The 22,218-nt window shown below is 40.0% G+C and carries 31 protein-coding genes and 2 pseudogenes; 18 read left to right on the top strand and 15 right to left on the bottom strand.

Annotated elements, in window-relative coordinates:
- Positions 1-86: 86 nt before the first annotated feature.
- Complete coding sequence (locus GOP56_RS13075; protein WP_163245796.1) at positions 87-1,154, bottom strand: NAD(P)/FAD-dependent oxidoreductase; 1,068 nt, start codon at positions 1,152-1,154, stop codon at positions 87-89.
- Between the two features lie 193 nt (positions 1,155-1,347).
- On the opposite strand from GOP56_RS13075, the gene GOP56_RS13070 reads away from it, so the two are divergent.
- Positions 1,348-1,596 (top strand): YuzB family protein, encoded by a 249-nt coding sequence (locus GOP56_RS13070; protein WP_003334642.1) that lies wholly within the window; start codon positions 1,348-1,350, stop codon positions 1,594-1,596.
- A gap of 85 nt (positions 1,597-1,681) precedes the next feature.
- On the opposite strand, the gene mqnE is transcribed toward GOP56_RS13070, so the two are convergent.
- On the bottom strand, positions 1,682-2,785 hold the full coding sequence (gene mqnE, locus GOP56_RS13065) for an aminofutalosine synthase MqnE (protein WP_003334643.1): 1,104 nt from the start codon (positions 2,783-2,785) through the stop codon (positions 1,682-1,684).
- A gap of 245 nt (positions 2,786-3,030) precedes the next feature.
- Between mqnE and GOP56_RS13060 the strand changes: the two genes are divergently transcribed.
- The 3 genes from GOP56_RS13060 (at position 3,031) to GOP56_RS13050 (ending at position 4,699) form a co-directional block, all read left to right on the top strand.
- Positions 3,031-3,246 carry an aspartyl-phosphate phosphatase Spo0E family protein gene (locus tag GOP56_RS13060; RefSeq protein ID WP_096888040.1) on the top strand — a complete coding sequence of 72 codons (216 nt, stop codon included), beginning with the start codon at positions 3,031-3,033 and terminating at the stop codon, positions 3,244-3,246.
- A gap of 192 nt (positions 3,247-3,438) precedes the next feature.
- Positions 3,439-3,795 (top strand): HesB/IscA family protein, encoded by a 357-nt coding sequence (locus GOP56_RS13055; RefSeq protein ID WP_003334645.1) that lies wholly within the window; start codon positions 3,439-3,441, stop codon positions 3,793-3,795.
- A gap of 160 nt (positions 3,796-3,955) precedes the next feature.
- On the top strand, positions 3,956-4,699 hold the full coding sequence (locus GOP56_RS13050; RefSeq protein ID WP_174250674.1) for a metallophosphoesterase family protein: 744 nt from the start codon (positions 3,956-3,958) through the stop codon (positions 4,697-4,699).
- Positions 4,700-4,771: 72 nt separating this feature from the next.
- Here GOP56_RS13050 and GOP56_RS13045 read toward each other — a convergent pair whose 3' ends face one another.
- The 6 genes from GOP56_RS13045 to GOP56_RS13020 form a co-directional block, all read right to left on the bottom strand.
- Complete coding sequence (locus GOP56_RS13045; RefSeq protein WP_096888038.1) at positions 4,772-5,566, bottom strand: DUF4247 domain-containing protein; 795 nt, start codon at positions 5,564-5,566, stop codon at positions 4,772-4,774.
- 12 nt (positions 5,567-5,578) lie between these two features.
- Positions 5,579-6,085 (bottom strand): DUF4178 domain-containing protein, encoded by a 507-nt coding sequence (locus GOP56_RS13040; protein WP_003340842.1) that lies wholly within the window; start codon positions 6,083-6,085, stop codon positions 5,579-5,581.
- Positions 6,086-6,097: 12 nt separating this feature from the next.
- Positions 6,098-6,508: a DUF350 domain-containing protein gene (locus GOP56_RS13035; RefSeq protein ID WP_022585707.1), complete on the bottom strand. Its 411-nt coding sequence runs from the start codon at positions 6,506-6,508 to the stop codon at positions 6,098-6,100.
- A gap of 102 nt (positions 6,509-6,610) precedes the next feature.
- Entirely contained in the window at positions 6,611-7,276 is a 666-nt protein-coding gene (locus GOP56_RS13030) for a PspA/IM30 family protein (protein ID WP_003334651.1), read from the bottom strand.
- A gap of 260 nt (positions 7,277-7,536) precedes the next feature.
- The gene (locus GOP56_RS13025; RefSeq protein WP_003334652.1) at positions 7,537-7,809 is read right to left on the bottom strand and encodes a hypothetical protein; all 273 of its coding nucleotides are present in this window, start codon (positions 7,807-7,809) and stop codon (positions 7,537-7,539) included.
- Between the two features lie 145 nt (positions 7,810-7,954).
- The gene (locus GOP56_RS13020) at positions 7,955-8,977 is read right to left on the bottom strand and encodes an NAD(P)/FAD-dependent oxidoreductase (RefSeq protein WP_174250723.1); all 1,023 of its coding nucleotides are present in this window, start codon (positions 8,975-8,977) and stop codon (positions 7,955-7,957) included.
- A 369-nt stretch (positions 8,978-9,346) separates the two neighbouring features.
- On the opposite strand from GOP56_RS13020, the gene GOP56_RS13015 reads away from it, so the two are divergent.
- The 6 genes from GOP56_RS13015 to GOP56_RS12990 all read left to right on the top strand — a co-directional run bounded on the left by GOP56_RS13015 (position 9,347) and on the right by GOP56_RS12990 (position 13,089).
- On the top strand, positions 9,347-10,546 hold the full coding sequence (locus GOP56_RS13015) for an NAD(P)/FAD-dependent oxidoreductase (RefSeq protein ID WP_003334654.1): 1,200 nt from the start codon (positions 9,347-9,349) through the stop codon (positions 10,544-10,546).
- 11 nt (positions 10,547-10,557) lie between these two features.
- A complete protein-coding gene (locus GOP56_RS13010) occupies positions 10,558-10,812 on the top strand; it encodes a hypothetical protein (protein ID WP_003334655.1) in 255 nt (84 codons plus the stop codon).
- Positions 10,813-10,936: 124 nt separating this feature from the next.
- Positions 10,937-11,413 carry an NUDIX domain-containing protein gene (locus GOP56_RS13005; protein ID WP_003334656.1) on the top strand — a complete coding sequence of 159 codons (477 nt, stop codon included), beginning with the start codon at positions 10,937-10,939 and terminating at the stop codon, positions 11,411-11,413.
- Between the two features lie 193 nt (positions 11,414-11,606).
- Complete coding sequence (locus GOP56_RS13000) at positions 11,607-11,756, top strand: YuiA family protein (RefSeq protein ID WP_003340833.1); 150 nt, start codon at positions 11,607-11,609, stop codon at positions 11,754-11,756.
- A 263-nt stretch (positions 11,757-12,019) separates the two neighbouring features.
- The gene (locus GOP56_RS12995) at positions 12,020-12,301 is read left to right on the top strand and encodes a YuiB family protein (RefSeq protein WP_003334658.1); all 282 of its coding nucleotides are present in this window, start codon (positions 12,020-12,022) and stop codon (positions 12,299-12,301) included.
- Positions 12,302-12,411: 110 nt separating this feature from the next.
- The gene (locus GOP56_RS12990; protein ID WP_003334659.1) at positions 12,412-13,089 is read left to right on the top strand and encodes a 3D domain-containing protein; all 678 of its coding nucleotides are present in this window, start codon (positions 12,412-12,414) and stop codon (positions 13,087-13,089) included.
- A gap of 90 nt (positions 13,090-13,179) precedes the next feature.
- Here the strand turns inward: GOP56_RS12990 and GOP56_RS12985 are convergent, their stop codons facing one another.
- Together GOP56_RS12985 and GOP56_RS12980 are read right to left on the bottom strand one after the other, a co-directional pair.
- Entirely contained in the window at positions 13,180-14,004 is an 825-nt protein-coding gene (locus GOP56_RS12985; protein ID WP_068792649.1) for an ABC transporter substrate-binding protein, read from the bottom strand.
- 27 nt (positions 14,005-14,031) lie between these two features.
- On the bottom strand, positions 14,032-14,505 hold the full coding sequence (locus GOP56_RS12980; RefSeq protein WP_031309465.1) for a divergent PAP2 family protein: 474 nt from the start codon (positions 14,503-14,505) through the stop codon (positions 14,032-14,034).
- Between GOP56_RS12980 and GOP56_RS12975 the strand changes: the two genes are divergently transcribed.
- The 5 genes from GOP56_RS12975 to GOP56_RS12955 all read left to right on the top strand — a co-directional run bounded on the left by GOP56_RS12975 (position 14,441) and on the right by GOP56_RS12955 (position 17,793).
- Complete coding sequence (locus tag GOP56_RS12975; protein WP_018673480.1) at positions 14,441-14,581, top strand: hypothetical protein; 141 nt, start codon at positions 14,441-14,443, stop codon at positions 14,579-14,581. The genes GOP56_RS12980 and GOP56_RS12975 overlap by 65 nt on opposite strands.
- Positions 14,582-14,743: 162 nt before the next feature.
- Positions 14,744-15,142, top strand: a complete 399-nt coding sequence (locus GOP56_RS12970; protein WP_003340821.1) for a DUF309 domain-containing protein — start codon at positions 14,744-14,746, stop codon at positions 15,140-15,142.
- Between the two features lie 83 nt (positions 15,143-15,225).
- Complete coding sequence (locus GOP56_RS12965) at positions 15,226-16,722, top strand: leucyl aminopeptidase (RefSeq protein WP_068792650.1); 1,497 nt, start codon at positions 15,226-15,228, stop codon at positions 16,720-16,722.
- 31 nt (positions 16,723-16,753) lie between these two features.
- Positions 16,754-17,185, top strand: a complete 432-nt coding sequence (locus GOP56_RS12960; RefSeq protein ID WP_003334665.1) for a CoA-binding protein — start codon at positions 16,754-16,756, stop codon at positions 17,183-17,185.
- 14 nt (positions 17,186-17,199) lie between these two features.
- Positions 17,200-17,793: a sulfite oxidase-like oxidoreductase gene (locus GOP56_RS12955; RefSeq protein WP_003334666.1), complete on the top strand. Its 594-nt coding sequence runs from the start codon at positions 17,200-17,202 to the stop codon at positions 17,791-17,793.
- Positions 17,794-18,212: 419 nt separating this feature from the next.
- Here GOP56_RS12955 and GOP56_RS12950 read toward each other — a convergent pair whose 3' ends face one another.
- Positions 18,213-18,419: a hypothetical protein gene (locus GOP56_RS12950; RefSeq protein WP_163245793.1), complete on the bottom strand. Its 207-nt coding sequence runs from the start codon at positions 18,417-18,419 to the stop codon at positions 18,213-18,215.
- A gap of 88 nt (positions 18,420-18,507) precedes the next feature.
- Between GOP56_RS12950 and GOP56_RS12945 the strand changes: the two genes are divergently transcribed.
- Together GOP56_RS12945 and GOP56_RS24400 are read left to right on the top strand one after the other, a co-directional pair.
- Positions 18,508-19,554: a hypothetical protein gene (locus GOP56_RS12945; protein ID WP_163245792.1), complete on the top strand. Its 1,047-nt coding sequence runs from the start codon at positions 18,508-18,510 to the stop codon at positions 19,552-19,554.
- Positions 19,555-19,700: 146 nt separating this feature from the next.
- Positions 19,701-19,969 (top strand): annotated as a pseudogene (locus GOP56_RS24400) (YolD-like family protein).
- A gap of 7 nt (positions 19,970-19,976) precedes the next feature.
- Here the strand turns inward: GOP56_RS24400 and GOP56_RS12935 are convergent.
- The 3 genes from GOP56_RS12935 to GOP56_RS23970 form a co-directional block, all read right to left on the bottom strand.
- Positions 19,977-20,300: a hypothetical protein gene (locus GOP56_RS12935; protein WP_163245791.1), complete on the bottom strand. Its 324-nt coding sequence runs from the start codon at positions 20,298-20,300 to the stop codon at positions 19,977-19,979.
- A 20-nt stretch (positions 20,301-20,320) separates the two neighbouring features.
- Positions 20,321-20,569, bottom strand: coding sequence for a hypothetical protein (locus tag GOP56_RS23975; RefSeq protein ID WP_254068418.1), 249 nt, complete (start codon positions 20,567-20,569; stop codon positions 20,321-20,323).
- Positions 20,570-20,881: 312 nt separating this feature from the next.
- Positions 20,882-21,133 carry a hypothetical protein gene (locus tag GOP56_RS23970; protein WP_254068416.1) on the bottom strand — a complete coding sequence of 84 codons (252 nt, stop codon included), beginning with the start codon at positions 21,131-21,133 and terminating at the stop codon, positions 20,882-20,884.
- Positions 21,134-21,319: 186 nt separating this feature from the next.
- Between GOP56_RS23970 and GOP56_RS24395 the strand changes: the two are divergent.
- Positions 21,320-21,598, top strand: a pseudogene (locus GOP56_RS24395) (YolD-like family protein).
- A 111-nt stretch (positions 21,599-21,709) separates the two neighbouring features.
- On the opposite strand, the gene GOP56_RS12925 reads toward GOP56_RS24395, so the two are convergent.
- Positions 21,710-22,117, bottom strand: a complete 408-nt coding sequence (locus GOP56_RS12925; protein WP_003340806.1) for a helix-turn-helix domain-containing protein — start codon at positions 22,115-22,117, stop codon at positions 21,710-21,712.
- Between the last annotated feature and the right edge of the window lie 101 nt (positions 22,118-22,218).

Here is a 22,218-nt window from a genome sequence, read left to right as displayed (position 1 = left end):
TATGGAGTTATAGCTGAGCAGAGAAACAAACAACCGCTCCTTTAAAAAGTCAGAACGGTCGTTGTATCAAAATTCATTCAATTAAGTTAACCTAAATGGTTTTTATACATCCAAAGGACACCGCTTTTCATTACACGCGGCATTTGACCTACAAGCGACATTTTGCCCATTACGCCAAAACCTTCTTTTTTGCCAAGAGAGCCTAGTGTCCCTTTAAGCTTAATAGCAGGCATTGCGCTAGGATAACCCTCGCCCTTCATCTCACTTTTTAATACCATGGCGATTTGTTCTCCTTGCATCTCAGCAAGCTGGGCGCTTGGGGCATACGGTAAGCTGGCACTGTCACCTACGACGTACACATTGGTATAATCAGGTATCTGGTGATAAGGATTGAGGATTGCTCGTCCGCTATTATCATGCTCAATAGGCAGATTACGTACAATGCGGTTGGCTTGAATACCTGCTGTCCAGACGATGACATTGCTTTCTATAGGTTGATTGTTGTTATAAACCACACCATCCTCAACACAGGTTACATTAGCCATATTAATGAGTTCAACGTCATTTTTAATAAACCATTCAGAAGCATAATCCTGCAATTTTTTCGGAAAAGGGCTTAAAATGCTTGGCCCACGATCCAATAAACGAATGGTCAGATCTGGACGGCTCTCACGTAATTCAGCAGCTATTTCTACACCGCTCAAACCACCGCCGACAACAGTAACTGAACCATAGGGGTTAATATTATTGATCGCTGCATAAGCGCGACGAGTAGAGCCCAATGTTTGAATAGAGTGTGTGTATAGATCGGCTCCCGGAATATTATGATAACGATCCTCACAGCCCAATCCAAGAATGAGCCAATCGTATTCTAATTCTTCTTCATTTTCAAAATGGATCAAGCGCTCAGTTAGGTTGATGTCAATAACTTCTCCGTGTTTAATCTGTAAGCGTGGGTCGCTTGGAAAGGGCACTCGCACTTTACTTTCTGGTTCTGTTCCGGCTGCTAACGCGTAGTATTCGGTTTTTAAACCGTGAAAAGGCATACGATCTACTAGCGTCACCGAAACATCTGCCGGCAAGTCTGGGGTAAGTATGTGTTCGATGATGCGTAGGCCCCCATAGCCACCACCTAAGATAACTAGTCGTCTCATAGGAAGTCTTATCCTTTCTATGCCATATTTAAAACGGTTCCATTTTAAACAATGGAAGTGCAACAGAAACTTTTAAACGCATAAGGAAAATGATATAATTTGAAGTCGTCCCCAATCATTATAACTCTACCGTCTGTTTAGGTCGAGTTCCAATATTCACATAACTGCAATAATTTTTGAATAGGAGGGGCCCATGAAAGCTTTAGTGGAATTTTGTTCAAGCAATGTCATTTCTTATACCAAAACAGTCATGGATGCACTAGAAAATGATCCTGACTTGGATGTGGATGTAGTGGAATATGGCTGTTTAGGACACTGTGGCGAATGCTACATGCAACCATTTGCGCTAGTTAATGGAGATTTCATCACAGCGGAAACGACGGATTCGCTTTTGACATTAATTAAAGAAAAAATACAGGAATTTGTTCAGGAATGGCAATAATCGGCCGAGGAATGTTCATTAAAAAGAAGAACGCTTGTTGAAAAGTCCACTTCAGTGGTCATCTTCAATCAAGCGTTCTTTGTTATTAGTACTCTTTAATCACGTTATAGTGCGTGTCGCGTTCTACAGCAATTTTACCTGCACCTTTTATTAACCAGATCAGGTCTTCCTTGGTGATCCCTTGGTCAGATAAAGCACCAGCAGCATGACTGATACGTTCTTCTACTAGGGTACCGTGGGCGTCTGATGCACCAGCACGTAAAGCTAGCTGGGTTAATTGTGTACCGATATTAATAAAGTAGGCTTTAATATGATCTACATTATCGACCATGAGGCGGCTAATCGCAATCGTTTTGATGTCGTCCATCGCAGAAGTACGGCGTCTAATACCTGCTGTAGCTTTCATTGGCTGGACAGCTAAAGGAATGAAGACCTGGAATCCATTTGTCTCGTCCTGTAATTCACGGATACGCGACATATGAATTAAACGCTCTTCTTTCGTTTCGATGGAGCCGTATAGCATTGTACATGGGGTCAGCATACCCAGTCCGTGAGCTGTACGGTGTGCAAGCAACCAATCGTCTGTGCTTGCTTTTTCAGGACTCATTTTAAGACGGTATCGTTCCGTTAAAATTTCGGCACCGCCACCTGTCAAACTCTCAAGACCTGCATTCATCAATTCTTTTAGCACTTCTTCCATGCTGATGCCAGCTATACGGCTAAAAAATTCGATTTCTGCTCCGGTGTAAGCTTTGAGTGCTACATCTGGATAAGCCTTCTTTAAGGTGCGAAGGGTGTCGACATAGTAGTCAAAAGGAACATGATTGTTATGACCGCCAACGATGTGGAACTCACGAATGCCATCGTTAAAACGAGTCCCTACATAGTGAAGCAATTCTTCTGAACTCATCGTGTAAGCGCCCTCTTGATCCTGATCGCGGCGGAAACCACAAAAGCGGCATTTAGCTTCACATACATTGGTCGGATTAATATACATATTTTGAACAAAGTAAACTCTATTTCCATTTATACGCTCGTTCACTAAATTAGCTAGTTGAGCAATACTAAACACATCGTCTGATTCATAAAGGGCTAGCCCATCTTCTATGGTTAGACGCTCGCGATGTAAGACTTTTTCAGCAATCGATGCCAGCGTTTTATCTTGCGAAGCTATTGTAAGCAAGGACATATTTTCAACTCCTGAATAGTTATATAATACACAATCCAATGATCGTTCCATCAATTAAAGTATCTCTATTATAAGCTTCTTTGATAAATGCAACAACCTTCTAAGTTTTTACTGTGACAAGTTAAAAACTTGACAACAACACACAAAATTGTACAAAATATACAGAACAAATAGTGACTTTTGTTTGCAGAGGGTTTTATTCTAAAGTAAAATATGAGATATAGCTACATGAGGGGGGAGAGAAAATGCGGGAACAATTACTCGAGAAAATGGAACTCCTTCGCCAACAGATGGTAGAAATTGGGACCCGGTATGGGTTACATCACCCAGAGGTATTACGTTGTAGCCGGGAAATTGATTTGTTACACAATCAGCTTTTACAAATGGAAAAAGAAGTAACCTTCTGCAATGATAAGCCTTTCCACCTTCATATATTTGAGAATCGAACCCATTTCGCTTGAGGTTTGCACTATACACTTTATGGACGGCGTCTTACAGGCGTTGTCTTTTTATTTCACTTTGTTTTCGAAAATTCTTACTTAGAGAAGTGCATCGTTACCTTGTTGCACTATATAATTCTTTGTATACTTAAGGGAAGCTGTTTTATAATAAAAAAACAGGATTTTATAATTGTTGATCGAGGAGGGAATAGCATGATCAACTTCACACCTCAAGCAAGTGCTAAAATTCGTGAATTGCTGGAAGCGGAGAATAATCCCAATATCCTTTTGCGCGTTGGCGTAAGAGAAGGTGGATGCAGCGGCTTCTCGTATGGCATGGGAACGGATGAATCAACGAGCGAGAGCGATCAGATTTTTACGTATGAGGGTTTTAAAGTAGCGGTTGATGCCGAGAGCTATAAATATATTGAAGGACTCGTAATTGATTATAAGGAATCCATGATGGGCGGCGGATTTACGATGGAGAATCCGAATGCCGTTGCTTCTTGTGGATGTGGTGCTTCATTCCGTACGCGTGATTACGAGGGAAAAGCTGAAAAATGCGAGTAAGTGCTTTGTACTAACAAGCGAGCTCCACAATCAGAGAGAAGGCCTTCTTGCCTTGTGTAGGGGAATTCATACATGAGCAAGAGGCTTCTCTTTATTTTTTTACTACACGAGAGAATGGAATCAAGAAGCTGTTACTTGAGTGAGAGAGGGAGGAGAATACGTGGAAAGGATAGCCGTAATCTCTGATATTCATGGAAACATACCAGCATTGGAAGCTGTGCTAAACGACATAGAGAAGCGCGGAATTAAAGAGATTTATTGCTTAGGAGATTTGGCTGGAAAAGGACCTGAACCAGAAAAAGCGGTCGACATGATAAGAGAAAAGTGTTCCGTTACAGTGCGTGGTAACTGGGATGACTTCATCGGAAATCCTACAGAGGATGAGGCGTTTGTCTGGCAACAACAACGCTTAGGAGAAGAGCGAATTCGTTATCTGAATACCCTGCCTTTTTCATATGATTTTTGGATGAGTGGCAGATTGATTCGATTGTTTCACGCTTCTGCAGATAGTGTCTTCCATCGTGTTCGCTTCACTGCCCCGTTGGAGGAGCGTCTGGCTATGTTTGATAACACGGAAGCAACGGGAAAAGGAGAACATACACCTGATGTAGTCATCTACGGAGATGTGCATCATGCATTTATTCAAGGATTAAAAGCAAAATCGTTATGTAATACGGGAAGTGTTGGAAATCCATTGGATATGACACAGCCTTCTTATATGATATTGGAGGGCGAACTACATAAGCGACAACCAAGTAGTTTCTCAATGTCAATTGTACGTGTTCCGTATGATGTAGAAATCGCTATTCAAGTAGCGATTGATGAGGGGCTTCCAGCAGATGAACTAGCGGCTTACAAAAAAGAATTGCGCACGGCACGTTACAGAGGATTACCAGATGAATAACAAAAGGACCCAGGAGAGGATGTCTCTTTGGGTCCTTTTAAGCTATAGCTATCTATTGTCCGCGATGACAAATCATCGACGCCGCTTAATGCTGCCAAATCCCTTTTTAACCTTTGGTGGAGAATTGGTGCGTGGGCGGTCAAACATGGAGGAGTCCTTTTTGGAGGACGAAGAGCTGCCAAACCATGAACTGCCTCCGCTGTCGCTTTGAGAATCTCGGATGATTTTACCCTTAGATTTCGTTGTGTCAGCATCAGATTTCTTAAAAATACTACCGTCAGAGGAAGACGATTTTCCACTATTATCAGAGGAACGGCGCAGAATAGAGCCCTTGCCTTCTGTAGTAATAGGAGCAAATGTCTTTTTGTCCTCTTTTGTGGGGGTTTGGTAATCGGTCCCTGATTTATAGATATCTCGACTAGAATAGCCACGATAGTTACCTTGACCCTTGGATTTCATCGAATCAAACAGATCACCTAAAACAGAGGCAAAGAAGTAACCTTCTAGGAAAGACATATTATAATTTTTTTGAACGAATTCCTTACTATCTACTTCAATGATGGTATCGCTCGGATTAGCTTCATCCTTTTGCAGATGATACCATTCATCGGAATAGATAAGAAACATGTGGTCTAGATCTTCCTTGGAAATTTCCTTGGGCTGTCGCTTTTCAGCCAGCTCCTTGGCAACCTCAGGAACCGTTTTGTCTGTCGCGCGATAAATGCGCGATGATTCGGCCCCGTTTTTCGTAATCTTCTCTAGTGGATAAGATGATCCAACCGACTGATCGGCGCAACCAGTTAAGAGTCCGGCGACCAGAGAGAGGACGAGGGTTGTCTTTAAGAATTTTGACAATGCTTGCCACATGAGGCCTCCCTCCTACACTCCCCGGAGTACTTTTACATCAGCGGGGATGATAAATTCTCCTTCATACAACATAAAGCGTCCGTCTTGCCATTCAATGCGCAATAGCTTGCGGTTATCGGATTGGAATTCCCAGACATATTGTTCACCATCCGAAGAAAATGGGGTTTTCCCTTGTGCCGTCATTCTTCCATCGTATTGCTCTTCCAAATGATACTCAATGTCATCTAACTCGATAATAGTAGGAACCTCATCAGGAGAGTCAAGTCGACCGTCAATTGGGGTATACAATTCATAGCTGGTTTTCTCGCGTTCTTCAATTTTTAAATAACGCAGGGTGTTACCATCCTGTAAGGTTAGCATAATTGCGTTTCGTTTCGGATTACGAGTGCGCCCTACAACTTGGTAGGTAACGAACGAGACTTCCACAATATCGCCTGATCCTACAGTCAGGATACTTTTTTCAACAAGGGGAGGCTCAGGCTTTTTTAGGATATTTTTAACACGTTGAAAAAAACTCATATGCATTTCCTCCTACAGCAGGCAAGCGGTAATAATAAAGGCGCCGGTAACATGAAGAGAGCCAGAAAAGAGCGCATGGGCTACTTTTCCTTCCTGTGTTCCTTTATTCAAGTCAAGACCTGCTATCTGGTATACGCTAAATTGAACGATTTTTTCGAGAACAAATAATAACACGAAAGATACGACTGAAACGAGTAGTCCCTGAATTAAATCGTTAGATAAAGATAATGATTGCGATAATATATAGCCTTGAGCAAGCAGTTTCATAATAAAGCGAGTGGAGACGGCTACATTTCCTCGCTTAATCTCTTCCATGTCCTTATACTTGGTGAATAGAGTGTCGATCCACATCAAGAGGCATAGCAAGAGAGCGCCTGAGGCAGTCCAGACGATCATTCGTAAAATATTCAAATCTCCGAGCATACGAAACCTCCTTTATCATTTTGACGCATGATGCGTGTAATATCCAGTGAAAAAACGTGGAATAAGTAACAGAAAGAAGAAAGGGGGGCCGCATAAAGCGGTTTACCCCTGATATTTTTTTAGTAGCGCAGCTAGTTCATCCTCTACTACTTTATCTTTATGCAATTGGGCAATTTCATCATCTAGCGAGGTTTGTTTTTTGTAAATTTCACCGCTTGCCTCTGCTTCAGCTTCTAGTTGAAGGGCACGATCTTCCATACGTTTAAGGCCAGCCATCGCTGTATCACTGTTAAATCCAGCCATGCTTTTGTTGATATTTTTTTGCGCATTTGCTGCATTCACGCGAGCCACTAGTGTTTCACGTTTATTTTTCAATTCCACCACTTGCTTACGCATTTCTTCTAGCTTCAAGCGCAGGTTGTCGGCGGCTTCTTTATTTTTTGCATAGCTCGCTTTGTATTCTTCCATTTTTGCAGTAGCTGATTTTTTCTCTTCTAATGCACGACGAGCAAGATCAATGTTTTGAGCTTGAGCGGCAATGTGTGCTTGCTCCTCACGCTTTTGAACCAATGCTTCTTGTTCCTCATACAGCAGCTTGAATTTTTTTTCAAGAGCGATTTGAGCAGCTACAGCTTTCTCAGCATCCTCTAAATCCTGCTGCATATCACGTAGATATTGGTCAGTCATTTTAATTGGATCTTCTGCTTTTTCAATTAGAGCATACAAGTTAGACATGGTTAAATCACGTAGACGTTTAAAGAATGACACAAAGCATTCCTCCTTGTTAGTAGCAAACATATTAGTTAGGCCCATAGGCCCTAGCATTTTAGCGCTTATACTCTGTATTACGTCTGTAGTCGAGAGAAGTTTCATTTAGGAAACAAGAAATTGTTTCTCATTTGCTCAAAGCCTGATGAGACGTTTACAAAAAGCCCCTTACACGCTGTTCCTTTCTTATTTTACTCGAAATGGAAGGTAAAAAAGAAGTGCAGAACATAAAAAAAGGCACAAACTCAATATGAGTGTGCCTACTCTAAGTGAATGGAAGCTAAGCTTTGCTCCTGCACGGGTACTATTTTCGAGCATCCACACTCTGTACAGCTACATATATGTAAACAGAGCTGAGGAATTAAATCGGCATAGCCGTTTGATCTCTTACTACCGTCAATGGAGACATACGGACTATAATCGCCTTGATAATCGGAGAGTTTTCCTTTGTCTTGAAAATAGCTACGGCAATTGGGACAGCGTTCTAATAATTCCCGAAATCCATTGCAAATGGGGCATATGGAACTATTCATATCGCACCTCCTAGAAATAGAGTGTGCGAGCTGAAGAAACGTTATGCAAAAAACCCCCTTCTTAATGAAAAGGGAAGGGGGGTGAAAAGAAGTTTGTGAATTGACAATGTTCTGTCTATATCGGTAAGCGGTTTTTGAAGCTGTTTTATAAATTCATGCTGGAGGAGTGGCCCGGTTGTAGCTTGGCATTTGGATTGATATAGGCAATCGCATTGTTAACAGCCGTAGGAGCCTCACCAAACCCAACTGCAATCAGCTTAACTTTGCCTGGGTAGGTAGCAATATCGCCTGCCGCATAAATGCCTGGAACACTAGTCTCCATTTTTGAGTTAACAACAATGGAATTTTTCTCTAGCTGAATTCCCCAATTTTTAATAGGTCCTAGGGATGAAATGAAGCCGAAGTTCACAATGACATCATCTACTTCGATTTCAGTTAACTCTTTGCTGATGTTATGCTCAATCGTAAGGCTCGTGATTCTGCCTTGGTCTGATTTAATGGAGGATAGTTCATAAGGAGTGAGTACATTCACCCGAGAAGCCATCATTTTCTCTACACTATGCTCATGTGCGCGGAATTTATCGCGACGATGAACGATATGTACTTCTTTCGCAATCGGCTCCAGCATCATTGCCCAGTCAACAGCGGAATCTCCACCACCAAATAGAACAACACGTTTATCTTTAAAGGTGTTTAAATCAGTAACAAAATAATGCAGATTTGTTTTTTCAAAGCTCATGGAGTCGGGATGCTCCAGACGACGAGGTTCAAACGCACCGACTCCAGCCGTAATAATAACAGCTTTTGAGTAATGCATCCCTTTGTCTGTAGTAATTTGTAAGCTTCCTTCTGCTTGCTTTGCTACATCTTCAACCTTTTCCTCTAAGCAAATGGTAGGGGTAAAATGAGAGATTTGTTGCTTAAGGCCATCTACCAATTCTTGCGCCCGCACTTTTGGAAATCCTGCTACATCATAAATATACTTCTCGGGGTATAACGCACTTAATTGTCCGCCTAATTGTGGCATGCTTTCGATGATTTTCACGCTCGCTTGACGCATACCGCCGTAAAAAGCCGTAAACAAACCAGCGGGACCTCCACCAATAATTGTTAGATCGTATACCTGCTCATCTCTTTTTAATGAACTCAAAGTCCCATACACCTCCATATTCACTATAAAAATGCTAAACCACTTTCTATTATATACAGCCGAACACCTGAAAAAAAAGAGGAAGTATGAATCAACAACAATTTAGAGCCAAATTCGGCAATTTTGTGTCAAAAACTACTTGCAAACCATGAAAAATGTCTCTATTATTAGTTTGTGTTGGTGAAATATGTGCAATTTTTCACAGATATTTGATCTTTTTCACTGTGACATGCTTAATTTTCACTGTAATTATTTTAGATAACCACTATTGCAATTATTTTTTATGATGCAGGGAACAGTATAAATACTATCTTTTATCGTGAAAAAAAACACATGATGTAAGATGATTTTTTAAAATTTGTAACGAGAGATGGAAGGAGTTTATCCATGAGCACACCAAAGATTCTAATCCTGGGGGCAGGTTATGGCGGGGTTACCACCGCTTGTGAATTGCAAAAAAAATTAAATCATAATGAAGCAGAAGTGACTCTAGTCAGCAAGCATGACTATCACTATTTAACTACATGGCTTCATGAGCCGGCAGCAGGTACAATGCCAGCTAGTCGAGCTCAAATTTTCTTAAATGAAATCATTGATAAAAATAAAGTAAATGTAATTAAAGGTACCGTTTCTAACATTTCTGGCGAACAACAAAAAGTAACGCTTGAAGACGGAACAGAGCTAGAATACGACTATTTGGTTATTGGTCTTGGTAGCGATCCAGAAACATTTGGTATCGAAGGTCTTAAAGAAAATGCACTTACAATCCGCAGCATCAATGCGGTTCAAAAGATTAAAGAACACATTGAATATATGTTTGCTTCTTATAATAGTGAACCGGAACGTACAGATTACTTGACATTTGTAGTTGGCGGAGCAGGGTTCACTGGAATTGAGTTCTCAGGTGAATTGGTAAACCGCATCCCTGAGCTTTGCCGTGAATATAACATTGACCCATCATTGGTGAAAGTATATAGCATTGAAGCAGCTCCAACCGCATTGCCTGGATTTGATAAGGATCTAGTTGACTATGCAATGAATCTATTGAGCAGCAAAGGTGTAGAATTCAAGATCAATACACCTATCAAACAATGCACGCCAGACGGTGTAATCTTGGCTACGGGTGAAGAAATTAAATCGAAAACTGTCATTTGGACAGGTGGAGTTCGCGGAAATGCTGTAGTTGAACAATCTGGTTTTGAAGTAATGCGCGGACGTGTTAAAGTAGATGAATTCATGCGTGCTCCTGGTTATGAAAATGTATTTGTCGTGGGTGACTGCGCATTGATATTTAATGCTGAAGGTCGTCCATATCCTCCAACAGCTCAAATTTCAATTCAAGAGGGCGAGAACGTAGCTCGCAACCTAAAAGCTTTGGTTCGTGGCGAAAAACTAACAATGGCACCTTTTGTACCGAATTTACAAGGTACTCTTGCTTCACTGGGTAAAGGTGAGGGAATGGGTATCATCTTTAATAAGAAAAAATTATTTGGTTTATCTGCCGCATTGATGAAAAAAGGTAGTGATGTTCGTTACCTTTACAAAATCGGTGGTATTGGAATGGTCATGAAAAAAATTCGTCTCTAGGAGAGTAGCGAATGCGCCATGCTAGTGTACAGGTAAGAGGACTTCTTACACGCGAAGAGTTAGACCGATATAATGCGCTTATGGAAATTGGGGCATATCTGGAGCAACAAGAACGTTATGATTTGTCCTACCACATTCAAAGTGAAGTGGATCGTCTGATAATGCCGGCCATTGAACGCTTAAAAGAAAAAGGTCGAGAGCGTGATCAGGAGAATTTGCGGTACATGATTGACCATGGTTTATTGGATATTCATGAGGAAGAATAACCTTAGCTCGTAATAGGAAAGACGGTAAGCCCTCCTGTCTCTAGGGATTTGTTAGAGATAGGAGGGTTTTTTTGTGCTGTATGGATAGCGTATACTACATGAAAGAAGCAGATAGGAGGATACAATGCGAGAATCTAAGGTATGGCTTGCTGCTGGCGGCATCGTAGTTAAAGGTAATGAAGTTTTGGTTGTAAAGAAAACATATGGTGGATTAAAGGGGAAGTGGTCTTTTCCTGCTGGTTTTGTAGAACCGAATGAAACAGTTGACGAAGCAGCGGTGCGAGAAGTGTTGGAGGAGACAGGTATAGTTGCACGTGTACGTCAGGTTGCAGCCTTGCGCACAGGCGTAATTCGTAAGGAGATTAGCGATAACATGATTGTATTTCTGATGGATTATGTTGAAGGTGATCCACAGCCTCAGGAAGGTGAGATTGAAATCGCTACCTTTATGCCCATTAATGACTTGCTTACAGATCCGCTTGCGACAGAGTATATTCAGATTATCTTGCCTCATATTCCTACGATGTCATCCTATCTCGTGGGAGAATCATATGTACCTGATCCTATATTTGGTTACTCAAGTTATAAAATTTTTACCTAAATGCTGTACAAGATGCCGAGCTTTATTGAAATACGCTCTGAAATAATCAGAAAAAACCTGATGATTCCGCTTACATCAGGTTTTTTGATTCTTTTTCCAAGGAAATAAAGGTGGAAATTACGTAGAAATGCTGTTATTATTTTAAAAACTAAATTATCTGAAAATAAAAGAATACGAAATGGAGAGAGGAACAATGAGGAAACATACTGAAGAAGCATGTCCATATTGTAACGGTCAGGGCTACTTTCATGTAGCGGTTGGCGGAACAGAAAATTGTCCAAGCTGCAAGGGCAATGGGATGAATAGCGAATTGTATAAGGAACTTCAACCGCTCCAATCATAAGAGCATTAGAGTAAAAAATAGGAGATAGAATGGAAGAGAGTATGAATGGAATTTGAATGGAACATATTTTGAAGTAGCCCACTACATCAGAGGATGCAGGGCTACTTTTTTCGTTTCTATCATTTCTATTTACTCCTTTTCGGGACATAAGAAGCTGGGAGCCTTGATAAGCATTTTCTTTGGAAGTTGTTCAATTGACCGCTAAAGCACTTTTGGATACACTAAAGTCAGAATATAAACCAAATTCGGAGGTATCTCCTGCTATGTTTATGGCATTAAATCCAATAACACTTATCATCTCTATTGTGTTATTTAGTATTTTAGGCTTTGGCATCGGTTTTATTTTAAATATGCTTTTAAGAACGACATGGCTTCCTTTTGCTCTTACGATTGGACTAATTGGTTATGTAGTCATTTCCCTTATTGTAAAAGATACACCCCCATCTATTTGGGATTATGTTGTATTGTATGCTGGAATCGTAGGGACTTTTGCCAGTGGCTGGACGATTCAGACCTTACGTAGAAAAGGATATCGGATGTTTTAATTGGTTAGCACCCCTTGAGTAATCAGGGGGTGTTTTTGTGTCCTAGTAAATAATGTATATCCTCTCTCACTATTGGAAATGACTAGATGATGAGAGGAGGCAAATAGAAGATGAAATGGGTACGTTTTGTGAGTTCACTCACGATTAGTATGGCATTCCTGCTTAATTTTACGTCATACGGTTATTCTTCTACCATCATTGATGCAGGAGGCACCACCAGTTCACTTGGTTTGCACGAGAAAAAAGAAGGCTACAAAATGATTAAAAAAAGATATGTGCTTTCTAGCTCCATGACAGAAACAAATATGGACACTCAAAAAAACGATCAACCGCAGAACAGAAAATTAGGAAATAGAATAAATAAATCAGATGAAACAGCTATTTTAAACCAATATCCTAAGGTACGGGTGGTGGCTACTGGTTATTATGCAGGTGTAGAATCAACTGGAAAAAGCCCGGGACATCCCTCGTATGGCATCACGTATTCTGGTATAAAGGTACATCGCGGGACATACTCCACGATTGCTGCTGATCTGCAAGTTTTCCCGCTTGGGACGGTATTGTACGTTCCCGGCTATGGGTATGGCGTAGTTGCAGATAAGGGTGGAGCGATCCGTGGTAAGAAGCTCGATTTGTATTTCGATACAAAAAATGACGTATACAGCCAGTGGGGTAAGCGTGAAGTGGAGGTCTTTGTTATCCATCGTGGAAAAGGTTTTGTAAACGAGGAAATGATGAAGGCCTTGAATAAAGATGGTGTAGAAGCCTTTGCAAGAATTACGAATTAACAAGAAAAAGACCTGAGGCAGTTCATTGTGCCAGGTCTTTTTCTCATGTAATAAAGGTTGTTTCATGTTAAAAAGTTCGTATTAGGATAGCTATAGCTTTGGTGGAGCAGAAGGTGTAGTTATCTGCGAGTCTAATGAAGCGCCTAGAGAAGGATAGAGGATGTTTACTAGCTGTTCCAATCCTTCCAATAATCGCGGAGAGGGGCGACAATATAGTCCTTCTTCTAAAATATGTACGTTATTATTACGGATGGCTGTCATCTGTTGCCACTCTGGACGATCTGTAATCATAGAAGTCTTAATTCTTTTGATTTCAATTCCACACCATACCACCATGACATGATCAGGGTTTCTCTCTGCTACTTGCTCATGGGTGGATTTTACATTATCAGTATTGTAATCAGCAAACACATTTGTGGCTCCTGCTAATTCACTTACATCGGTTAGCCAGTTTGTACGACCAGGTGTATAAATTGGATTGGGCCACCATTCCCAATAAAGTCTGGGGCGCTCGCTTATATTTTGGGTTAGCAAGCGGATTTGCTCGATACGTTTCATAAAATGTGTAGCTACCTGTTCTGCTTTTTCTACCCGATGAATTGATCTACCCACCTCACGAATATTATCTGCGATATCAAAGATGTGAGCAGGATTAAGGATAATATAAGGAAGATTGCGTTTCTTTAACTCTTCGATATTCTTCTCCATACCAGGGACACTGAGTGATGCTATTACCAGATCAGGTTGCAGAGCTTCGACTTTATCCATATCAATGCTCAGGTCTGGACCAACTTTCGGAAGGTGTTGCCATTCCAAAGGCCAATCGGAATGATCATCAAGTGCGATAACGTGTTCACCTGCATCCAAAGCATACAAAATTTCAGTATTACTTGGGCAAATCGAGATAATTCTCACATCTACTTCCTCCCCATGTGAGTATGTTTACCAGAATGGATGTAGGCACAGTGAGACAATAATACCTAACCAGCCACCCATAAACACTTCGATTGGCTGATGACCCAGAAGCTCTTTTAGCTTTTTCGTTTTTTCTGTGCGCGGATGTACTTTGAAGGTTTTCATACCCTCAAGCAAATGGTTAAATTCCTCTACGAGCTTATTTAACACAACAGCTTGCATACCAGCATGGCGACGAACACCAGTTGCATCAAACATCACGATGACGCCGATGATTGCTGAGATAGCAAAGGCATTGCTGGATAAACCCTCTTCAAGGGCTACAGCAGTAGAAAGTGCGGTGACGGCGGCGGAATGGGAACTGGGCATGCCCCCCGTGCTGAACATCAGTGGCCAACTCCATTCGCGGGTCGCCAGATAATTCAGGGGGATTTTGATGAATTGGGCCAACCCAATCGCCAAAAGCGCCGACCACAAAGGGAAATTGTCTAAGATGGTCATGCAGATATTCCGTTCCTTTCGTATAGACTTAATCCTACATGTTATTGTAACAGAAACTGAATATATACTTCCTTAACTTTTTCTTATAGATGATAAAGATTGCGCATCTATCCTGTAAATATTATTTACAACTTCATAACCTCTAACTAGAGGAAGATTCTTGCTCAATCAGGGAGGGGCCAATGTGGATATCTCGATATATGATATGATTTAAGGAAAAGGTACGGGAGGGAGCACGATGCAAGAGCGATATCCCGAGCAATATCTTCAATTCCTTAAGAAATTTAATCAACGAGAATTTTACGATTGTCATGATCTGCTGGAGGACATTTGGATGGAGCAAAAAACCAATAAGTTTTTACAGGGTTTGCTCCAAATGGCTGTAGGCTTGTATCATTTGGAATGTGGAAATATAAAAGGGGCACGGTGGATGTTTACAAATGCCCACAAATATCTAAGAGCATATTCACCACAATATTGGGATTTGTCGGTGGATGAGGTGCTTCGCTATTTAGAGAAGTGTCTGCAAGCCTTGCCATCTTCTGAAAAGATTCCGTATGATGAAGTAGAAAAACTGGACTTCCCCTATCAGACATTTCAATTGATTACGGAGGGGAATACAGACGAGGGACAGTAGAATTAGTAAATAAAATGGCACGTATATCAAGTATAAGTGATAAGAAGATATAGGGTGTACATTCAAGAAACGAGGGAACAGCATTGATACATATTGAAGCAAAAAATCCTTCTTATTTAGAAAAACGAATAGATTATTTCATCCTGCCCGTATATCGGAATCAGACTCTACATACCCAGGAATGGAGCGAGCTAGATGCAACCTTCCATCAGCAACTGTCACAGATGCTACAAACAGGTGAGATTAGTGATCAGAAGGGCAAAGTAACCATCCTGCATACACTAGGACAATTGACAGCCACTCGACTAGTATTTCTCGGGATGGGAGAAATGGCTGAATTAGATTTTATCTCCGCAAGAGATGCGTTTGCCAAAGCCGTGCAACAGCTCAAAACGGAAGCATCTGAGAAAAGCCTTGCCATTCTCTTGACAGAACAAACCAATCTAGGCCCAGAGCGCTTGACCCAAGCTGTAGGTGAGGCCTTTTTACTTGGAACCTATGCATATGAGGGCTATCGAGCGATTCCGAAACACAAGCCTTCTTTTCAAACAGTGGAAATTGTAGTCCATCAAGAGCAAGAAGCGAAAGCAGAAACAGGATTACAGCTGGCTCAAGCATTTAGTACAGGAACGAATCTAGCGCGTACGTTAGTGAATGAGCCTGGAAATTATTTGCCTCCACATGAATTAGCAAATAGAGCGATTGAGGTAGCAAAACGTTATGGAATGAGCTATGAGCTTCTGGCAAAAGATAAGCTGGAAGAGCTAAATATGGGCGGTGTCTTATCTGTCGCGCAGGGCAGTGCCGAATTGCCGTATGTGGTTGTCATCAAATACCAAGGGAAAGAGCAGTGGGAAGATGTCATTGGTTTAATTGGAAAAGGGGTAACCTTTGACACAGGTGGTATTTCGATAAAACCGGTAGCTGGAATGGAAGAAATGAAAACAGATATGGGTGGAAGCGCAGCGATGATTGGTGCTATGGAAGCAATCGGTCGCTTGCAACCAGCCGTTAATATCATGATGGTCATTGGCTGCGTGGAAAATATGCCATCTGGAACGGCATATAAGCCTGGCGATGTCATAACCACGATGAGCGGTAAAACTGTAGAGATTATCACCACGGATGCTGAAGGACGTTTAGTATTAGCAGATTGTATCACGTATGCTAAGCAGCAAGGGGTATCCTGCCTAGTGGATTGCGCTACGTTAACAGGTGGAATTGTAGTGGCGCTAGGGCACGTTGCGACAGGTTTGATGACGAATAATCAGCAATTAGCTAATGAAATGCTCCAAGCTGCTCAGTACTGCGGAGAGCGTTTGTGGCAATTACCAACATTCCCAGAGTATCGTGAATTAAATAAAAGCCATGTTGCTGATCTAAAAAATTCGGGTGGAAGATATGGTCATGCAATTATCGCTGGCGTATTTTTACAAGAGTTCGCTGAAGAGACTCCATGGGTGCATGTAGATATTGCTGGGACTGCTTCTCAGAGTAAAACGACTCCGTTAGGCCCAATAGGTGCTACGGGTGCAATGGTTCGCTCTATTGCTCAATTTTTGTTACAACGCGCCAATTAAGGTGTTCATAATATAAACGAGGTGAAAAAAGATGGCATTTACAAATCCAACCAATGACGAGCGCAGAACAATTTTAGAAGAGGCAAAAACGATTGCAGTAGTAGGCTGCTCTAATCGGCCAGATCGCACGAGCTATATGATTGCCGAGGCTTTACAGCATGCAGGATATCACGTAATCCCCGTTAACCCGATTATTGCAGGGGAAACGGTATTGGGTGAGAAAGTGATTGCGTCCCTTGCTGATATTAAAACTCCGGTTGACATTGTAAATGTGTTCCGTCGCAGTGAAGATACTCTGCCTGTTGCAGAAGATACCATCAAGATGGCTCATAAGCCTAAGGTCTTTTGGCTACAGCAAGGAATTTATAACGAAGAAGCAGCTCAGCTAGTAGAAGAGCAAGGGATAACGGCGGTTATGGACCATTGCATCAAGGTAGACCATGCCATTTTGGTACGCAAATAAAGGAGCGATGAGATGTGTTTTATGGATTAAGCCGCGGATCAAAAGATGATCGCGTTCCACCTAATCAAAAGGTAACGACAGGCTTTCCTGTGCTTCATTATGGTAATGTGCCAGAGTACAAAGACTTGAGTCAGTGGGATTTTCGAATTTTTGGAGCAGTAGAGGAGGAGAAGACGCTAAGTTTCTCTGAGTTTAAAGGGCTGTCAGTCGGAGAAGTACGCAATGACATCCACTGCGTGACAGGCTGGTCTAAGCTAGATAATGTCTGGGAGGGTGTTCCGGTAGAGGAAGTAGTGAAGTTGGTTACCATTAAGCCAGAAGCCAAATACGTGATGCTCCATGCAGAAGAAGGCTGGACAACCAATATGCCATTGGAGGATTTTATGGCAAAAGGGAACTTATTTGCGTTTAAGCATAATGGTGAGGATTTGACACCTGACCACGGATATCCGCTTCGATTTGTTATCCCGCATCTTTACTTTTGGAAAAGCGCAAAATGGGTTCGTGGGATTGAGTTTTTGGATAAGGATAAGCCAGGGTTTTGGGAGAAGAATGGCTATCATATGTACGGGGACCCGTGGCTTCAACAAAGATATGAATGGGATTAATTAGGATAAAAAAGAGGCGGAAAACCGCCTCTTTAATTTACTTTAAATGATGTTATTTTTATTGGAGTCCGCCGACCAGGCTCACCTAAGGCTTCACCTATTAGAAGTTTTAACTGCATCATGGTAGATTTTATGGATGTTTGTATACGGTGGGCTAATCATAATAAAGGTCGATAACCTTTAGGAGCTTGACGATCGGGTAAGGATTAAGTGGGCAGGATTCGCAGAATAAATAACTATTAAACCCTTCATTAATCGTGAGGTTTTTCATTCTTTTTCTTGGACAACCAACTCTGCAACCATTTTGCTTATTTTTATGAAATCTTGCAATCAAACATTGATGATTTAAACAATAGATTTTTAAAAAACATGAGAAACCCCCTCCACATATGTGGAGGGCTATTTTTGATATAAATGGATCATTCTTTATCTTTTGAGACGAAGCACAAGATACTAATAAATACAGATAAACCAACTAATATGAAAATAAAATCAGGGAGGCCTCCACGTGAAAAATTACCTGAAGCAGCTTCTTTTATTGAGTTCGCTATCTCATGTAAAGAATATACAATAGCTACTGTTAAAGACGAAAGTCCTAAAAGTAAAAATCCTACTAATTTATTCAATAAAACACACCCTTTTCTATTTACATTTATTAGAAATAATGGTAACTATTATTGAAGATTATAAAACATTTAACAAGGAGATGAAAGGATGAAAAAGAATAGGCTTAGCGCATTGATAATGTCTTTACTGTTAGTAGGGTTGGTTTCTGTACCAAATGGAATTTCATTAGCTGCTGAAAAACCTTTAAACGTACAAATTGCAAATGATGAAAAAGAGTTCCTAAGAATGCTTAAAAATAGTAACAGTAATAAGTTGAGTCAAGAGAGCACTAGAGCCACAGCTACTGTTGCTAACGCTGAGAAAGTATCCGTTGATATAATGGATGAAAAGTCAAAATTTTCTTTGAAAGAAGATGGGCCGGGCAATCTTAAGTATTTTGGTGTAATTAACGTCGATGGGGATAAGTCGCCGGTATATATTAAATCCAAGGATGAGATTTCTGACGATAACCTTATGGAGATAATGGAATCTGCGCTAAAAAAATTCGAAGAAAAATCAGAGAAGGATGTTGAATACAACACCTTAAGTACGACACCGAGTTACAAGTTAAGAGATAGAGCTTTAGGGATAACCGTTTCAAATAGCAAACTGGGAAAATTTTGGTATACGGAGTACAGGGCATATTACGGAGGCTCTACAAGTAAGATACATCAATATTACCTAAGAGCTGATCATGAGCATATGCTTAAAGGTACTTGGGATCCTAGACTTTATAAATTTAAAAGCACTTGGAATCCGACAAGAAAATCAGACAATATAGAAATTTTGAATCCGAAGCCACAAACCTCAGACAATAAAACCAGTATAGATATTGGAATACCTGGGGGAGTTTCATGGGAAGTAGACACAGGCGGCAGTATAGATATTGAAACTAATTTCAGCCCTTCTAAAAATACTGTTACTTGGGACGTAGTTAACGCCTCATTTCTTTGGCAGGATTTCTATGTGATGAAGGATTTTGGTTTCACCAAAGGAGTGGAGATAGAGTCTCCTAAGTCAAATAACGGATTTGACATGAAAGTATACTATAAAATATGGCATAACGAGCCGTACATTGGAATTGACTATGATGAATATTGGGATGATAACATTATCTATGACGAACGCAAAGATGATTTAGATTTTAAAGATTAATAAAAAAACCATGATGAAAGATACAATTCCCCGCCAGCTTTAAATTGGCGGGTTTTTGTTGATAAACATGTAATTTTACCCATTGCCTAATCTCCTCATCATCTCCTTAAATAAGAACATACATTCTTATTTAAGGAGATGTTTTGATGGCTAGCAAAATCCTTGATCCACTTGTAACGAAATTCATCTTGCCAGAACATGCAGAAATGGTACGTCAGTATCACGAGGATAAGAAACTAATCGAGAAACCAATCATGGAAGAGGACTAATTGAATCTGCTTGGGGATGGGTAGAGAAGTTTGATTCAACGTTTAAACAGATTTAAGTTAAGGAATGACGAGGATTTTTGGTGGATATTATTGAGGATGTAGTGAGAGTAGAGAATAAATCTACTCTCACTTGGTTTCACGCCTGATTTTTAATCAATCATCTTCACAATGGACAAATATATATTTAAAGTCATCCTCGTTTATTAAATGGTTTATTATTTCCTCTATTCTTTTTCTACTAACGTTATCAACCAAAACCATATCACTTGCCCATAGGTAAGCACCTTTTAAATTCTCACCAGTTTTTTTGTTTTTTTGTTGGAGTGTCTTTATATTTTCATAGGTGAAGAATGTTGCGACCCACTTTGAGTTGTCTGATAACGTTACCATTATATCAACATTGTTATCGTAAATGTCGTAATTTCTATCTTCTGACTGCTCTACATTGATCCATATTTCTTTTACTACATGTTTCATATTTTCTCCTTATGATTGTGTTATTTTCTTTTTTTTCCGTATATTTCTTCTAGACGTTCAATAACTTTAGCTTGATTTTTTTTATCTGACTTTGCCAGTATTTCAACGGTATCTCCTTCAGTTCTTAGATATACTCTAGCTCCATTTTTTGAACGAAGCTCAAAAACCCCATTAAAAAGATAGTTGTTCCCTGAACCGGGATTACTATTTCCTTTTAAATACTCATTGAGTAAATGATTTGCTTCAGCTTGAAGCTTTTTATCTTTCATTGCTTTTTCAGTTTCGCGTATAAGAAAAGAATCTTCATCGATTCTCGAATTAACATAATATTTTCCAATTTTCTTTCGGCCATTTAAAACCTTATTAGCAAAACTAGCTATATCATCACCATGCTCTTTTAAAAGATTATATGCTTTCTTACCGGCCTTTGCACCTTTTCCTGCAGGGAATAGAGAGAGAATTGCGAATCCTTTCTCTGCATCACTAGCTTTTGGATCAAAAATTGTTTTTACATCATCTAAAATTAAGAAGTCCAGTCCTGCTTTGGCAGCGTCTAATAAAAAATTACCAGCATCAACTAGCTATCTCTTACTAGAGTCAATCCAATCAGAGGCCGTATCTTTTAAATCATCCCACCATGAATTTGAACGAGCTGAAGCGCTAGCTAGATACAATTGTTTACCTTCTTTTGATATTTGTACCCTATCGCTTTGAATATTACCTTGCAGATGATCATTGTTACGTTGCTCTTGTTGATTTCTCAAGGCTATTACTTCTCTTGCGCCGTTCATATTTTGCCTGTAAGAATTTGAAGCACTAGAAACTGATACCATGGTCATCCTCCTAATATTTTTTAAAATAATAGTGGATATACAAATATACCCAAATAATATATCGAAAGATTACATGGGAATATTTAGAATTTAATAAAAAATATATTTTTTTAGTAAAAAAATGCATATATAAAAAGGTGATAGCTTACTAAATTCTTGGATTCACTTTTACCTTAATACGTAGAAATGGTACGTCAGCTTCACGGGATAAGAAACTAATCGAGAAACCGATCATGGAAGAGGACGAGCTAGCCGGGTTTAGTTACAGGATTTCTGACCCATGTCAGTATGATTATGCTCTTACAATTAGCTGGTAGAAAGAAACAAAAGAAAGGTAGGAGAGCAATTGAATCCGCTTGGGGATGGGTAGATAAGTTTGATTCAACGTTTAAACAGATCAAGCTAAAAAACGATGAGGATTTTTGGTGGATATCTGTAGAAGATGTGATTAGTGTAGAAGCCTAAGCAGTGCCTCTTACAGCTACATAGAATATATTACCTGCGGGAACAGGGATACAGCAAACACCCCATCGAATAAGATTTATGATGGGGTGTTTATGTTATTGTCGAGTAGCCTTAACTAAGTTTCTGGCTATCCCACCAACTAAAAATGGATTTTATTATTTTATTAAAGTCATCATAAAAAACCATTGTCAGAACTCCTAATATTGTTATTAATGCTGAAATTGATCCAGCATTAATAAACAACCCTATAAACATAATAACAAATCCAACGTACAAACCAGTATCTTTGTGATCGGCGATGATTATCTTTTTTTTGAAGCTCTCGTTTCCTTTTATTAACTCATCTAGTGTTACATTGTATAACTCGCTAAGTAAAATCAAATTATCAATGTCAGGATAGCTTTTGTCATTTTCCCATTTATAGACAGCTTGCCTAGTCACACCAATTTTTTGAGCTATATCTTCTTGTGAAAGAGACTTTAATTCACGGAACTTTTTCAATTGCTGACCTAAACTCATTTCATTCATCCTTTTTTGTATCATCATTGCATATAAAGAAATAATTAGTAAAGAAACCATTGGTAACAATGCATGTAAACTAGTGGTTTACATCAGCAAAT

The organism is Brevibacillus sp. 7WMA2 (assembly GCF_010748895.1).
GTDB classification, from domain to species: Bacteria; Bacillota; Bacilli; order Brevibacillales; family Brevibacillaceae; genus Brevibacillus_B; species Brevibacillus_B halotolerans.
The sequence above is the reverse complement of the archived record's forward strand: the minus strand, read 5'-3'. Positions and strand labels throughout refer to the sequence as shown.